Below are 14,818 nucleotides of genomic sequence, written 5' to 3'. Positions count from 1 at the left end.
ACGTGAAACCATATCGATTCAGCACCAAGCCCTAATCTTTTGCTCATATGCTAATTTAACTTGTCAAGCCAAACAGTGTGTATCGCTACGTTATACATAATTTTCAGGGAGAAATCAGGTTGTGGAATATTCCTCCCTGCTGGGTTGGGTATTTGTTGGGTACAAAATCGCCAAAGTTTAGCGCTCAAAATTAGTCGCAGTTCGGGTAGTATTTTGATTTTTGTCAGCAGCAGCGACCCGAACCGAATAACTTTCAACATGAACATGCTTGGACAAGGAAGTAACTGGTGTACCGTGTAAAATACCAGTTAACGCCATAGATAGCATAAAGCCACCAGCAGCAGCAGCAATTAAGGAAATATTATCTTTCACCTTTAACCCTTAATCAGAATTACCATAAAAATAACAATCAAGACTATAACTCAAGATTCGGGAATATCGCAGTTATCGTTGTTGACGCAATCGGGGATTGATGATTTCATTCAACCCTTCCCCAAACAAAGACAAACCGACCACCATCAAAGTCATAGCTAATCCAGGGAATAAAGCCGTCCACCAAATCCCGGTAGGTAAAGCTTGCAAAGCCAATTTTAAATCATGTCCCCATTCAGGTACTTCGGGGGGTAAACCCAGTCCTAGGAACCCTAAACCACCTAAAACCAGAATGGCATCGGCTGCATTTAAGGTAAATAGTACAGGAACACTTTGAATTACATTGAAAAATAAATACTTAGATAAAACTTGCCAAGTATTCGCACCAATTGCTTGAGCGGCTTCAACAAATACCTCCGTTTTCACACTCACGGTATGGTTGCGAACAACCCGATAATACTGGGGTATATAGGCAATACTAATAGCGATCGCAGCGTTTAATATCCCCCTACCGACAATAAAAGCCAGAGTAACAGACAGCAACAGTCCAGGAATTGTATAGATACTATCCATTAAGAATAGTAAAGCTTTATCCCAGCGACCACCGACATAACCGCTAACCATTCCTAAGGGTACACCAACAAGCATACTCAAGGATGTCGCTAATATTACCACTTGTAAAGCAGCTTGCGCCCCAAATAAAGTCCGTGAAAACACATCATAGCCCTGACGACTAGTACCAAACCAGTATTTTTCAGAGGGTGGGACGTGTATGGGGTTACTTAAGGATTCGGTGGGATTTTGTAGTAAACCAATGGACTGCAATAGGGGTGCAAGTAGAGCAATCAAAATAAAAAATACCGTAATTACCAATCCAATCAGCATTAAACGCTGGGATAAACTGGAGGTTTTTGACAACCGTAAAAATTGTGGTAACGGACTTCTGGTGACAGCCATAGTAATTATTAAGTTGGTGGGAAAAATTATCTTTGTGGTCAGGGAAAGACGTAACATGTTACGTCCGTAATAGGGAGTAGGGGATGCAGAGGAGAAAACTATTATACCAATTTGCCAAAATCAGACGACAGATGAATTTTGTCGAATTTTGTAGTGACGTAGGACTGCTACGTCTCATATTGATATGTTGCCAACATTTTGGGAATCGATATTAAGTATTTGAGAGTATCAATGTATTATCTCATTTCCCCTTCTGTCTCCTGTATTCTACAAACTACGGTTCAATTCCACTCAATTTCAAAACATCAGCCATAGTGGCACAGTAATTAGTTAAACCAAAGGTAGCAGGGTTGATAATATTTTTATAGGTAAAATGGCGGTAATTCATACAAAAACGACTCCACCCATCCATCTGAATCCGGAAAACGGCAATAATAATGTTGGCAAGGGTAATGGAAAGGGGTATGCGAAAGGAAATTTTTTTGTGAAGATAAGCACAAACCTCTTCAATCGCTTGATTTGCGGTCAAACGCGGTTGTCCTAAGACTAAGCGTCGAGGACCATCAGCACTTGGAGGATGGTCTACCAGATGGGTGACAACGGTAGCAATATCCTGTGCATGGATAAAGTGGAAACTACCATCTGCTCGCAAAAATTTAATCAGGTTAATGTATTTTGTCACCTCCGGAATACCAGAAGAAATATGGGAAACGGGGATTTTCTCATCACCTCCAAGGACAAGGGTGGGGAAGACTGTGGTAATTTTATAGGAGATGGGTAGTTTTTCAATTTTTTCTAAGCACTGGTATTTGGAGCGAATATAATCTATCCCTAACTCCCCTGCTTCCGGTAATAATTCATCATTGTGATTTAAAACGCTAGCGGTAGAAAAATAAATAATCTGTTCACACCGTTGTTCGTCTAGCAAACTAATTAATTCTAGGGTTTTATTGACATTCACATGAAAGGTCATGTCCCCCCCCCAAGCGGTTGCGGTCAAAATAGCCACATCGATAGTTTTTAGCAGGTCACTGTGTTGTTCGATTTTTTGCATATCCCCTTGAATTACATGCACATTACCACGAACATTTGTATCAACTTGGAGTTTGTCAGGATTTCTGACTAATAGGAATAATTCGTGATTTGTTTGCTGGATTAAGGTTTGACTAATGTAATGTCCCACACATCCACTAGCACCAGTGACTAAAACTCGTTTTTGAGAGTGATTTGTCAAAATATCATCAGACATAGGATTTTTAATAAATAACAGTCAAAATAAACTAGCTAGAGGGCAGATAGTAAGCTTTGATTCCCTAACTGTCAAGCTTTTACTTAACTGGCTAGAAAATAGGGAGTTGAGAGTAGGAATAAACCATTTTTTTTGGTTTTGTTACGTACAAATGTTCTCTTAGAGAAGGCTGCGCTTAGATGAGGGACTCACTTGTAAGTAGGGCTTGTTGAAAAAGTAGAGAGAATTTATTTCAGCGCATATGAACTATAAGGGAATTGAGCAATGATTAGTTGCACAAGTGTTGAATCTTAAGATTTTAGCGGTTGATACCAAGTTGTGTATTGGTGCTGGTGATACCAAATTTACCCCGCAATTGACTTCATTGTTATTAATAGAAGCTCAAATTCGTGCAAAGCCCCTAGATTTGTAAAGTTATGTATCGAAATTCAACACTTTTGGATTAGTTGATGTTATGGATTTTCTATTTTGAATAGTTTCAAACAATAATAAATTTCCCAAAATTATAGATAAAAACAGGCGTAAAAGTCTCCACAGATAAGTGGATAAGTTGATAACTAGAAATGAAACTGCAATTGCAGTTGTCAGATGTATGAGGAAGTTTAGTCATCACAAGATTAAGGCTAAATCTTCTTTTGCCTTGTCCGACCCTCAATACGCTTTCAGTAAACCTGACATCGTTTTTTGGTGACAATCTCGACCTCTGGCTCGACTTCAATCCACAACACCGCCCCACTACACCCCAAAGGCTGCTCCGGTCGATATACCAACCGACAACTTCCCCTAATTTCCACTTCATTGCAATACTTGGGACGACCCTTGCCAGCCCTTACCACAATTACCGGGTGTTGTTGATTTTCACGACGATTGCGGGCAATTTGATGCTTATTCACATGGATATAAGTCCGAACTTTCTGGATTCTCATCCGCCAATGTCCTTTCGGACCCCTTTTCCCAGCAATAATCCTTGGCATCCCCTTAAATAGGGGAATTCGCCAACACCTTCCCTCTTTATACGCACCATCAATCCTTCCTTCCCCCAACAATTGTCGAACTCTGGAATCGCTAATCCCCAATAGTGATGATGCTTTTGTACTAGTAACGGTAGTCATCAAAAAAACTCTAACGTTATAGTTTTTCTGAGAGTTAAATTATCAGAATTCTTGTACTAGGGCTGAAAAAAGTAATATTTTGCAATCTGAACCAAATCTTTCCCAAGCAATACCGTATTCTTGACAAGAGAGAAAAAACTTCTTCCAATTTGTGGAAGAAGTAACAAGCGAATCTAGTACCACGCGGCGTAAATACGCTACCTTGTCCTTCGTGCCCATGCTCCGCGTGGGGCAGAATCTACGAGACTCCTGCCTCGTGAATGAAGGAAGGCAGTAGCCCTCGCTGACTGAGTGACCACCCAGAGCATAGTCACTAGATAATCTGACTCAACTGATACTCGGTTTATTTCCACCAACCTGTACTAATGTCAGCAACATATGCAAGCAATTCCCTACTTTGTTCGAGAGTCATAAACTTGCTCTGATGTTCCAGTTAATCACCATGACAAGGGAAAAAAGTGGAATGCTCCTAATATTTTCTAATATTGATTCAACTGCGATTTTGCTGTATGCTATAGACTATCGCTACGCGTTTTAATTGAATCCATCAACAAAAACTTATACATAGGTAAAGAAAATCAAATCTATCAATTGCATCATTTTAGTTGAATGTATTGCAAACTAAAAACAGGTGTAAATTGAAGTGAAGGTGGCAGAATCTATGCGTTTAACTGATGGTTTAGTCCTCACTGTTTTTAATGCTGTTGTCTGTTTGGTTTTGCCGAGAATCCTATCATTACTTTTGTCGAAGGAGCAGAAACAAGAGGAACTAGCCGTGGTAGAAATTGCCGATAGATCCGAAGTACCGGAATTAGCGGCGGATGTTGCCTAGGAAGCGGTTATTTAGCAGAAAAATGGAGATGTTTTTCGATAGGTAAAATATCTGCTGATTGATGCTTCGGTTTAGCGATCGCCAAAAAACCTAATTAGAATTCAGGATACAGAGGTGATGAATAAGGTATTTTTGGTTAGGTATTTACATAGCCGTCATCACCTTGTACCTAAAATGAGCAAATAATTTTCTCCACATAGACTCAAACATCTTGATATTCGACTCTACATTTACAACTGGGATAGATACCCTAAGCTACCAGGATTCCAAGTGAAATCAGCCATATCATCTGGCCAATAGATTTCATCTGGTTTAGCTAGTTCTAAAATTCCTTGACTCAGCTTTTGATACAAGCCGACAAAATCACCAACTGCAAGATGGTTTTTAATCATGGTTTGTCGCAACAGTTGGGTCGTAAACATCATATTATGGGCTTCAAAACTACCCTGGGGAAACATGGGGGGAAAAATTATAAATTTAATATCATCTCGCTGTTGTTTAATAGCCCTTTGGGGTGTCATGCCAAACTTTTCAGGGACAATATCGCCAGCAATAGATACCATAATATATTTTGGTCCTTTAGCCCAGCGAAAATAGGCATTACCAAATAAAAATACATTAATTAAATGACGACTACGTTCCTCCCATATTTTTTCTTGTGTACGTCTAGCCGAGAAATTCCAAAAAAGAGCATGGGCATCAATATATCGTCTTTTAGCCAGATTAATTCCCCTTGCAAGTAGAATTGTTCCTAAACTATCACCGGAAAAATTTATTGGTAGATTATGTTCAACTGCGTAATCAATTAAAGCCGCAGAATTTTTAATCACAGGACTTCCGGATAATCCCATATAGTCTAATCCGGCATTAATCCAATCTAAATAACGATTAATAAAGCTGAGAATAGGGTTTCTTTTTAAGTAAGAAGCGTTATGTAAATTAGCGATTCCCGTATTTAAAGTCTCAGCATATCTTCGGCTACGTCTGGAAGCTTCCGCTTCTTTTTGTCCCAGTCCAGAAATAAATATCCCAAAAAAATCACGACGATTATTTTCTGGATAGTAGGTAATTTGTTCGGCAATCATCGTGATAGGATTTTCACTTTTCATGACATCATCAAAATCAAACACTCTTTCATTCCCTGGATTTTGAAATTGTCCATCAAATCTTTTATCTGGGAATAAAAATTCAATTGGCCACCGCCACCAAGGGGATTGAATTTGTTGTGATTTGTTTTGTGTATTCATGGGACATGCTGGATTTTGGATTTTGGATTAATATTATAATGTTTTGCTTTGAAGTTGATACATTGAGGAGAACAAGGGGAGAAAATAGAAAATGTATCAAAATTGAAGTGAAATGGTATTAGAGGGTTTATATTAGTTTTATTGTTGCCAAAAAGCTCGTGCTTCCGATGGATTGAATTTCAAGATTTGTGGATTACCGAGTTGTAAACAGCAATTAAAATAATTCCCAGATTCAGAATTGCTAGCAGATAAGGAAATTTCCAGTTCGATATTCATGGTTTTTGCGATCGCACTTCCAATTCCCCTTGCAAGTAAGGGTGGTACCGAGTTACCAACTTGGCGAAAACCATGCCATTTTGTGTAATGGAAGCGAAACCAATCCGGGAATGAGTGCAATCTTGCAGCTTCGCGGACAGAAATGACCCTGGGTAACAGGGGGTGGATGGGACGGGGAGATGTATGTCGTCCCCGACTGCTATCGGTTCCAGCGCGGAGGGTATGGGAAAATCCATTCCAATCTAACCTGCGTAAACGACTGACTGGTTCTAATTCTCCGTAGGAAAGTTGAGCAAAGCGTTGTCTGGATGATTCCCGGTGTTGGGTTTGCATGGAACTAGTGAGTAATTTGGGGTTCCAGTGACGGGGATAGGAAAAATCCGGTAAATCAAAACTGTTTCCTTGGTGATTGGTGCAGGTCTTAGAAACGATTTGCGAGGTTGTCTGTGCTAAAGGAGGAGTCAGTGCCGTGGGCGGGTTCCCCGACTTGAGGCAACAGGCGTGATGCTGCTTGCGTAAAAACCGAACGTAATCACTAGCATTAGCGTTAATTTTATCGAAGTATTCATCATCTAGTAAATATTCATCCCCAGTTACGAACTCGCGAAATTGATCGATATCAGGTAAATCCGCGATCGCATCTTTGACTGTAGTCCGAAACTTAACAGGTTGGAGGTGACGTTCCAGGAACACCCCATCCTCTGGGTATCTACCACCAATCACAAATAGACGTTTGCGACGCTGGGGAACCCCAAAATCCATCGCATTCAAACATATCGCTTTCGTCCAGTACCCACCTGCAATAAATTTCGCTTCCAGTTCTTCTAGCAAACCTTTATACTTACGACTTTTTAAACCGGGTACATTTTCCATCACAAAAAAACGCGGACGCAACGCGCAGACAATCCGCAAAAAATGAAAAATCAGACTATTACGCTCATCATCTAAATTACGCTTCCCCATTACCGAAAAACCCTGACAAGGGGGACCACCAAACACTAAATCAAATTGGTGATTCCATTGGTTTTCCCGATAATTGGTCGTATGGGGATAAAAACAGCCCAATTGTCGATGCTTTTGCCAACCAAGGGTCGCAGCTGCATTAATATCAGCCACCGTAATATCGGTGATACTGCGACAAATTACCTGGGTTTGGGGAAAATTGTAGGCATAGGTACAAGCGTGAATTGGGTCCCACTCCACCGCCACCAGTATATCAAAACCAGCCTGTTCCATCCCCAAAGAAAAACCACCTGCACCAGCAAACAAATCCACAGCCACCGGACGGCGAGTATTTTTATACAGGCTAGGGAAAGCCAGATTTAATTGACGTTCGCTACTCAAAGTCAGACGATTTTGAATTTTAGATTTTGGATTTTGGATTCAGGATACAGCAAGAAACAGTTGAAATATTAAATTTAAATATTACTTGAAAAAAGAAGAACCCCACCCTAACCCACCCCCGATATCGGGGGGTGGGGTAAAATTCCATGCAACTCTCTAGTAATTATTCCCGTACAGACGCGACATGTCGCGTCTCTCCCAACTCCCTAATACTGAACATATTCCAAAATAGCTGTTGCAGCGCGATCGCATACTCCGGGTTCACCGAGTTGGGTACGCATTTGCTGGTAATCGGCTTGCATTTGGGCTTTGAGGGTGGGATTTGTGAGTAATGCGATGGCGGTTTGGGTGATATTATCAACGGTGGCAGCTGTTTGGATAAATTCGGGGACGATAGCACGCATGGCAACTAAATTCGGTGGTGAAGCAAAAGGAATGGATATATTCAGGATATTTTTCGCTACCCAATAGGTCAATGGACTCACCCGGTATAAAACAACTTGGGGGATTTTGAGTAATGCTAATTCCAGATTGACAGTACCACATTTAGTCAGGGCTAAATCGGCCGCCGCTAATACTTGTTTTTGCTGCTCACCGGAAACGATGGTGGCATTTAATTTGTAGCGATGGATAGATTTGGCGATCGCATCCCGATATACATCCAAGGACAGGGGAATCCAAAACTTCACCTGGGGAAATTGGGCTTGAATCTTGGCAGCCGCTCCAAAAATTACTGGTAACAAATATTTCAACTCCTGCCGTCGAGAAGCAGGTAATAAAGCCACACACAAATCATCCCCACCTATCCCTAACTCAGTTCTAGCCTCTTCACGAGCAGGAAATTCTTCCATTCTGTCAATCAACGGATGTCCCACCCAAGTCACATCCGCACCATGTTTTTGATAATACTTTTCCTCCTCCGGGAAAATCGCTAGCAATTTATCGCTGACACTAATCACCTTTGAGGTGGTCTGGGCTGTAATTACCCGTACTGAAGCCGCCCAAGCTTGAGGAGCAATATAATAAAAAACAGGCACATGGGGTAAATGGCGACGCATATAAGCACCAATACTTAAATTTGGCCCCATGTAATCAATTAAAATTACCACATCAGGGGGATTTTCTCGCAGATAATCCAAAGCACGACGCTGCACCCGCATTGTCGGCAAAACATAGGGCAAAGCTTCTAATAACCCCATCGAACCAATTTTGCTGGTATTACCAAGGATTTTCGCCCCAGCTTGGTGCATTTTCTCCCCACCCAGGGCAACTATTTCTAGTTCAACACCCCTACTAGCAGCCTGACGTTGCAGCGCTTCCACAAGTAGAGTCCCCTGTAAATCTCCCGAAACCTCGCCTGTACTAATAAAAATCCGCATTTGTGATTTAATTGCCTATTCAATTATCCAAAGTTAATGGGCAGACAAAATATACTGGGGGCAGTTGGCTAGAGCGCTATACCTATGGGAAGGCTTGCATCTATAGCTTTATAACCTAGTACACAAACCTGAGGCTGACGCTGACGACAAAGCCAAACCATGTAGCTTTAGCTTGACAGGTAGACACCCATAGCGCGGAGTTTTCTGCGACAACGCATACAAAGTGATTCGCAACAAGCTTTCCACGCCACAAAAACGTCTAAATAGCCTATTTCTACTACCCGTGCAGACACGACATGTCGCGTCTCTAAGCACTACCGATTCACAAGCAAGTTCCCCATGTCATTGGAACACAGCCTTTCGGTTGACGCTGACGGCGAAGCCAAATAAGAAAATAGTTTATTCCTACTCACTACTTCCCATTCCCTGCTCTTTTAGGATCAAGTTATTTACTCTTCGCCTCCACTTTTTGCCGCCTTACCCTTCCCAGGAATTAAACCCCGTCGTCCAGGCATTTGTGATAATAACAAGAATCTACGTAAATGCTGCAAATATTCAGCTTCACCCAACTCTTCTAAATGCTCAATCGCTTCTTTGAAGGTTAAATCAGAGCGGTAAAGAATTCGGAAAGCCTTTTTAAACAATTGCAAATCCACCGCCGAAAATCCCGAACGCTTCAGCCCGATTAAATTCAACGTGCGGATTCGGGCAGGATTACCTTCAACGGTCATAAAAGGGGGAACATCCCGGTCAATCCTGGCCATTCCGCCCACCATTGCATGTCTACCGATATGGACAAACTGGTGTACGCCTAAAACCCCACTCAAACGAGCGCGAGATTCGATATGCACATGACCAGCCAAAGCCACGGAATTAGCAATGACAACGGAATCTTCAATCACACAATTGTGACCAACATGGACATAGGCCATGAGCAAATTATTATTCCCAATCACCGTTGCTTCCTCAGCACCAGTAGCTCGGTTAATGGTCACATATTCGCGAATCATGTTGTTGTCACCAATTTTGACCCAACTGGGTTCGCCAACGTATTTTAAATCCTGCGGTTCCAAACCAATCGTCGCGCCAGGAAAAATTTGATTGCGCGCACCGATTTCCGTTAAGCCGTCAATGACGACATGGGGACCAATTGTCGTTTCTGGACCAACTTTGACATGCCCTCCAATCACCGCATAGGCACCGACTTGCACCGTCGGGTGAAGTTCTGCATCTGGATGGATAACAGCTGTTGGATGAATAAGCGTCTTCAAGGGTGCATCTCCACAAACAGTAAGCTTGCTGTTGACTAGTTGTGACTTGTTTTAGTCGTAAATAAAGAAAAAATGTCGGTTGAACAAGGGCGTGTGTGAGGGCGTTTAACGGTTTTAAACGATAAAATCGGATTTAGTCAAACCTAAATGTCAAACTAATTTAATCAACTTATTTTACTAGCATTATTCCGCAAAAGTCGGTAAGGGTACATACACGAAGATGCAGCACCCTACCAAGTGCGGAATTAATCTTAACTTACGAGTGAAAACATCAGTTCTCCCTCACATGCCAGTTGTCCATCGACTTCGGCGCGCGCTTGCATCTTACCAAATCGACGCTGTTTGACGCACAACAGTTCCACAGTCATGATTAGTTGATCGCCGGGAACTACTTGGCGACGAAAGCGGACTTTATCGATACCGGCAAATACAAATAAACCGCCCTCTAATTCCGGTAGCTGGGTTAAAACAATACCACCGACCTGAGCCATTGCTTCCACAATTAGTACACCCGGCATCAGTGGTCGTCCGGGAAAATGTCCTTGAAATTGGGGTTCGTTGACAGTGACGTTTTTGATGCCAACTGCGGATTTACCGGGGACATAATCGATAATTCGGTCTACTAAAGCAAAGGGATAGCGATGGGGGAGAAGTTTTTGGATTTCTTCAACGCTAAAGGTTTTTTTTGTTTCTGCGGGATGATTAGTGGCGGGAGAAACTTGGAGAGTATCAACTGTTGACATGAATGACCTGGTTGTAGATTTAGTATTTTCGAGGATATGGGAAATATTTCCCACTAGAAGAAATTGAAAATAACCATAATTTCTGCAATTTCTTCTGTTTACAGCATACCTGGTCGTTTATTTATTTTGGATTTTGGATTTTGGATTTTGGATTGAGATGACCCGACGGGTTGTCTCTAGGTGTTAGGGGATAGGGGTTACAACATCAAACATTTTCCCATCCCTGCATACCTGTATCCCCCGCTCCCGAAAGCTCCCCCTACCCCAAAATCTGCCGGGCTAGCTGTACATGTAAATTATGGCTGGCTTTGTAGGCGAGATAATGGGCAGTGGGGATTGTTCCTAAAAGGCTTAAATCTCCGACCAAATCCAGAATTTTATGGCGTACAGGTTCGTTAGGGTATCGCAAGGGTGGGTTTAACCAACCTTCTGGACCACAAACTAGGGCGTTTTCCAGACTACCGCCCTTTATTAACCCGGATTTTTGGAGATATTCAATTTGATGAAGTAATCCAAAGGTTCGCGCTGGAGCGATTTCATTGATAAATTCATCTGGAGTTGAGGATGGTTGCCAACTGTGCCATTGATTCCCGATAGCTGGCAAGTCAAAATCTATACCATAGGTAAATCGCAGGGTGGGGGAGGGAATGGCGGCGACAAAGATATCGTTTTCTCGTAACCAAATTGGTTCGTTGATGGTTGGGGTATTGGTTTCCTCTGGGTCTTGCTCTGTAGTTTGGGTAACGATACCGACGGAGGCGATACTTTCTGTCCAGATGCGAGCGGAACCGTCAAGGAGGGGAACCTCTGGTCCATCGATTTCAATCTGGGCATTGGTGACTCCCATTCCTTGCAAAGCTGCGAGTAAATGTTCAACGGTACGCACGGATGCCTCTCCATCTCCTAGTTGGGTGGAAAGAACGGTTTGGCTAACACTGCTGACGTGGGCTGGTATTTGGGGTGAATTAGCTAAGTCGGTGCGAATAAAGTAACGCCCGCTACCAGGTGGGGCGGGAAGAATACGCACCTGAGTTTGATGACCACTGTGCAACCCAATACCTGATTGGGCGATCGCATTTTTGAGGGTAGTTTGCATCTGGAATTAATTTAGAAGACAGGAAACAGGAAACAGGAGACAGGAGACAATTAAATTTCCCTTCCGCCCCTGTTGCTTCCCCAAGAACTTATTCTGGATTTTAGAATCGCTCGCCGATCCCAAAGTTAATCCGGTTATCTCCGTCGTCGTTGATACCGTAGTCAATGCGGATGGGACCGAGGGGTGATTGGATACGAACACCTAGTCCGTAACCGTAACCGAAACCATCTTTATTTAAGACTCTGGCTGCTTCGGTGGTTGTGCCCAGGTCGCTACCAACATCGAAGAACACGGCTCCACTAATCACAGAGAAAAGGGGGAAACGATATTCGGCTGTAGCTTGCAGGAAACTGCGTCCGCTACCAAGTCCACCTTCTTCGTAACCGCGGACGGAGTTACTACCACCTAAAGTAAAGGCTTCGTAGGGAGGTAGGTCGCCTAAAATGGTTCCACCTTGGACGTTGAAGGCTAGGGTTTGGGGTCCTTTGGTTTTGATGAATTGTACGGGGAAGTAGTGGCTATAGCTACCGCGTAGACGGGTGAGGAAGATATTTCCTAAACCTACGGGTACGGATTGATCGACTCCGAAGCGTAGGAATGAGCCTTGGGTTGGTTGTAAGGCACTATTACGGCGATCGCGTGATGCACCAAGTTGTAAAAACAGTAAATCATCCTCTCCCCCGTCACTAAAACTCAAGGGTATATTTTTTGTTGAGGTGGAAGTGGTGGAGTTACTGGAGTCGTTGCGCACCCGTCCAATGGGACGAATATCTCCATCGGCATCACGAATGGAAACCCGTTGATATTGTAATCCGGCGGAGGCTACCCATTCGGAGCGTTCAAAGGGGTTGCGGGAGAGGGGACGGGTAAAGTTGATACCACCCCCTAAACGGAGAACACGGGGGCGATCGCCTTCATTGTTGGGGTTGCCAATATCAAAGGTGCGGATGTCCTGGTCTTTGCCGTCAAAAATTAAGGAAATGGAACGACGGCGGAATATATTGCCGGTGTAGGATGTGCGGTAGGGGTCTCCCGCAATCCAGGGGTCGGTAAACCGTAGGTCAAATAATAATTCCCGTTGACCAACTTGTATTTCGGCACCGAGTTTTTGGTTGCGACCACCAAAGTTTTGTTCTTGGTAACTGACGGTTCCAAATAGACCACTGGCGGAACTAATCCCTGCACCTGCGGCAATGGAGCCACTGTTCCGTTCGACGACGTTGACCACTACGTTTACTTTGCTGGGGTCTTGACCGGGGTCAAGGGAAATATTTAGGTCTTCAAATAATCCCAGGTTGAATACCCGTTGCAGGTCTCGTTGAACTTTGTTGCGGTTGAAGACCTGTCCGGGTTTGAGTTCGACCTCTCTGGTAATAATATATTCTTTAGTTCGTCCGCGAATTGGTCTACCTTGGTCATCGGTGTCTTGACCCTCTTTGTTGCGGAAGCGGACACGAACATTTTCCACTACCCCTTCGGCTACTTGTAGGGTGACGACTCCGTTTTCTGTAACTTGGGGTGAGCCGATGACGTTGGCGAGTACATAGCCTTGGTCTTGATAGCGTTTATTTAACTGTTTGATACCTTCTTGTAAATCCCGCAAGTTTAAAATTCTACCGTACTGGGGTTTAAAAATTTGATCGACAGTTCCCGGAGGGAGAACAGAAGGAACATTTGTACCGGGATTGGCTTGAATTTCCACCTTAGTTAAAATTGGATTGGGTTGAACGACAAAGCTAACCCTCACACCCACTGGAGTGTCTTCCGGTACTGCTTGCACATTGGCAAAAAATCCTGTAGCAAAAATCGCGTTGATATCTTGTTGTAATTGCGATCGCGTGGTTGTCCTTCCCGGTTGGGTGCGGATTACTCGATATACTTCGTTTTCTAGTTCAGTGGTTAATTGTCCAGTTTCGGGACGGACTAAAACCTCGGCAACTAAAACCTGTGGTTCGCTTTCGGAGTTAGTTGTTCCCGGTTGGTTGTTTGTAGGGGTATTGGGAAATTGAGGCTGTTGTTGTGGTACTGGGGTATTATTAGGAATTTGTCGTGGAGTTTCTATTCCCGGTTGTTGGTTGGGAGGGGTGGGTAAATCGGGTAGGGGTGCGGGTGCAGTTGGAGTTTCTGGGGGAAAGGTTTGAGCGATTGATTTCCCGTTGTTGGCGGGAATTAATTGAGCAGCTGTTTTAGTTGTACGATTGGGGACTTGTGTGGTGATTGGGTAGTTTGCTGCTGCTTGAGGAGAATTTGCCCCTTGTTTCGCCTTACTTTGAGATAGTACTGCTTTCAGTCTAGCCAGTTTGTTCGAGTTGACAGCACCGTCTGTAGGAATTGTATCTACTGTACTGTTAACAGCAGGTTGCTGATTTTCCTGACCAATTGACTCTGGTCTCACTGCGACTGTTGTGTCTTGAGTCTCAATTGGGAGAGAGGTTTGAGGTTGATTTTCCCGTTGATTTTGGGCATTGTCCCGAACTTCCGACTCCAGTTCCCCTGGTGGAGAGGATGTAGTCTCAACTGTGATATTTTCTGATTTTTCCGTCACAGCACTGGGAGTTTGGGCTTGAGCTGCCATCGAACTACTTAGGGGCGTAGTAATTGCTACTACGGTTGCCAATACTGGGTAAAAGCGCATTTTCTCTAGATTCCTCTTCACGTCCACACACCGTCAAACCGATTTTAGATTTTGGATTTTAGATTTTGGATTACCTGAAAGTTGCGTCTTGCGGAGATTTTTTTGAATTCGCTTGACATCGCTTCTTGAAAACCAGAGTAATCCCAATCTCGCATTTTTTGATTTTAGACTACCCCTAGGAATCGATCCGGGATGTATACCAACAAGAAGCTATTGGCCATTTCCCGAGATTTCCTCGCCAATCTTAAGATGATCTAGTTCAGGAGTAATCCGTACAGATTATATCTATGAATCGATGATTGAGT

The 14,818-nt window shown here is 43.3% G+C and carries 13 protein-coding genes and 1 pseudogene; 2 read left to right on the top strand and 12 right to left on the bottom strand.

Features of this window, described 5'->3' with window-relative positions:
- Positions 1-177: 177 nt before the first annotated feature.
- From CDC37_RS08370 to CDC37_RS08360, 3 genes are all read right to left on the bottom strand, one after another.
- A complete protein-coding gene (locus tag CDC37_RS08370) occupies positions 178-372 on the bottom strand; it encodes a hypothetical protein (RefSeq protein ID WP_096621341.1) in 195 nt (64 codons plus the stop codon).
- 72 nt (positions 373-444) lie between these two features.
- Positions 445-1,329, bottom strand: a complete 885-nt coding sequence (locus CDC37_RS08365; RefSeq protein ID WP_096626034.1) for an ABC transporter permease — start codon at positions 1,327-1,329, stop codon at positions 445-447.
- Positions 1,330-1,603: 274 nt separating this feature from the next.
- The gene (locus tag CDC37_RS08360; protein ID WP_096621340.1) at positions 1,604-2,578 is read right to left on the bottom strand and encodes an NAD-dependent epimerase/dehydratase family protein; all 975 of its coding nucleotides are present in this window, start codon (positions 2,576-2,578) and stop codon (positions 1,604-1,606) included.
- Positions 2,579-2,858: 280 nt separating this feature from the next.
- Here CDC37_RS08360 and CDC37_RS25465 point away from each other — a divergent pair, with 280 nt between their 5' ends.
- The gene (locus tag CDC37_RS25465) at positions 2,859-2,990 is read left to right on the top strand and encodes a hypothetical protein (RefSeq protein WP_255408908.1); all 132 of its coding nucleotides are present in this window, start codon (positions 2,859-2,861) and stop codon (positions 2,988-2,990) included.
- A gap of 2 nt (positions 2,991-2,992) precedes the next feature.
- Here the strand turns inward: CDC37_RS25465 and CDC37_RS25735 are convergent.
- Positions 2,993-3,230: pseudogene (locus CDC37_RS25735) on the bottom strand (transposase); the annotation flags it as partial.
- A gap of 10 nt (positions 3,231-3,240) precedes the next feature.
- Positions 3,241-3,690 (bottom strand): DNA-binding protein, encoded by a 450-nt coding sequence (locus CDC37_RS08355; RefSeq protein WP_096621339.1) that lies wholly within the window; start codon positions 3,688-3,690, stop codon positions 3,241-3,243.
- 661 nt (positions 3,691-4,351) lie between these two features.
- On the opposite strand from CDC37_RS08355, the gene CDC37_RS24110 reads away from it, so the two are divergent.
- A complete protein-coding gene (locus CDC37_RS24110) occupies positions 4,352-4,522 on the top strand; it encodes a hypothetical protein (protein ID WP_231943315.1) in 171 nt (56 codons plus the stop codon).
- Between the two features lie 230 nt (positions 4,523-4,752).
- Here the strand turns inward: CDC37_RS24110 and CDC37_RS08350 are convergent, their stop codons facing one another.
- The 7 genes from CDC37_RS08350 to CDC37_RS08320 form a co-directional block, all read right to left on the bottom strand.
- Positions 4,753-5,769: a hypothetical protein gene (locus tag CDC37_RS08350; RefSeq protein WP_096621338.1), complete on the bottom strand. Its 1,017-nt coding sequence runs from the start codon at positions 5,767-5,769 to the stop codon at positions 4,753-4,755.
- 138 nt (positions 5,770-5,907) lie between these two features.
- Positions 5,908-7,389 (bottom strand): DNA cytosine methyltransferase, encoded by a 1,482-nt coding sequence (locus CDC37_RS08345; protein ID WP_157780683.1) that lies wholly within the window; start codon positions 7,387-7,389, stop codon positions 5,908-5,910.
- Between the two features lie 206 nt (positions 7,390-7,595).
- Positions 7,596-8,768 carry a lipid-A-disaccharide synthase gene (gene lpxB, locus CDC37_RS08340; RefSeq protein WP_096621337.1) on the bottom strand — a complete coding sequence of 391 codons (1,173 nt, stop codon included), beginning with the start codon at positions 8,766-8,768 and terminating at the stop codon, positions 7,596-7,598.
- A 449-nt stretch (positions 8,769-9,217) separates the two neighbouring features.
- Positions 9,218-10,039: an acyl-ACP--UDP-N-acetylglucosamine O-acyltransferase gene (gene lpxA, locus CDC37_RS08335; protein WP_096621336.1), complete on the bottom strand. Its 822-nt coding sequence runs from the start codon at positions 10,037-10,039 to the stop codon at positions 9,218-9,220.
- A 251-nt stretch (positions 10,040-10,290) separates the two neighbouring features.
- Entirely contained in the window at positions 10,291-10,782 is a 492-nt protein-coding gene (gene fabZ / locus CDC37_RS08330; protein ID WP_096621335.1) for a 3-hydroxyacyl-ACP dehydratase FabZ, read from the bottom strand.
- A gap of 259 nt (positions 10,783-11,041) precedes the next feature.
- On the bottom strand, positions 11,042-11,878 hold the full coding sequence (gene lpxC / locus CDC37_RS08325; protein ID WP_096621334.1) for a UDP-3-O-acyl-N-acetylglucosamine deacetylase: 837 nt from the start codon (positions 11,876-11,878) through the stop codon (positions 11,042-11,044).
- 100 nt (positions 11,879-11,978) lie between these two features.
- Positions 11,979-14,513 (bottom strand): BamA/TamA family outer membrane protein, encoded by a 2,535-nt coding sequence (locus CDC37_RS08320; RefSeq protein WP_096621333.1) that lies wholly within the window; start codon positions 14,511-14,513, stop codon positions 11,979-11,981.
- Positions 14,514-14,818 lie beyond the last annotated feature (305 nt).

The sequence above is a fragment of the Calothrix sp. NIES-3974 genome, from assembly GCF_002368395.1.
Lineage (GTDB): Bacteria > Cyanobacteriota > Cyanobacteriia > Cyanobacteriales > Nostocaceae > NIES-3974.
The sequence above is the reverse complement of the archived record's forward strand: the minus strand, read 5'-3'. Positions and strand labels throughout refer to the sequence as shown.

What these genes read in the sequence shown, in the direction of transcription:
- CDC37_RS08365 (WP_096626034.1), bottom strand. Translation starts at nt 1,329, where the DNA reads ATGGCTGTCACCAGAAGTCCGTTACCACAATTTTTACGGTTGTCAAAA.
- CDC37_RS08360 (WP_096621340.1), bottom strand. Translation starts at nt 2,578, where the DNA reads ATGTCTGATGATATTTTGACAAATCACTCTCAAAAACGAGTTTTAGTC.
- CDC37_RS08355 (WP_096621339.1), bottom strand. Translation starts at nt 3,690, where the DNA reads ATGACTACCGTTACTAGTACAAAAGCATCATCACTATTGGGGATTAGC.
- CDC37_RS24110 (WP_231943315.1), top strand. Translation starts at nt 4,352, where the DNA reads ATGCGTTTAACTGATGGTTTAGTCCTCACTGTTTTTAATGCTGTTGTC.
- CDC37_RS08350 (WP_096621338.1), bottom strand. Translation starts at nt 5,769, where the DNA reads ATGAATACACAAAACAAATCACAACAAATTCAATCCCCTTGGTGGCGG.
- lpxB (WP_096621337.1), bottom strand. Translation starts at nt 8,768, where the DNA reads ATGCGGATTTTTATTAGTACAGGCGAGGTTTCGGGAGATTTACAGGGG.
- fabZ (WP_096621335.1), bottom strand. Translation starts at nt 10,782, where the DNA reads ATGTCAACAGTTGATACTCTCCAAGTTTCTCCCGCCACTAATCATCCC.
- lpxC (WP_096621334.1), bottom strand. Translation starts at nt 11,878, where the DNA reads ATGCAAACTACCCTCAAAAATGCGATCGCCCAATCAGGTATTGGGTTG.
- CDC37_RS08320 (WP_096621333.1), bottom strand. Translation starts at nt 14,513, where the DNA reads ATGCGCTTTTACCCAGTATTGGCAACCGTAGTAGCAATTACTACGCCC.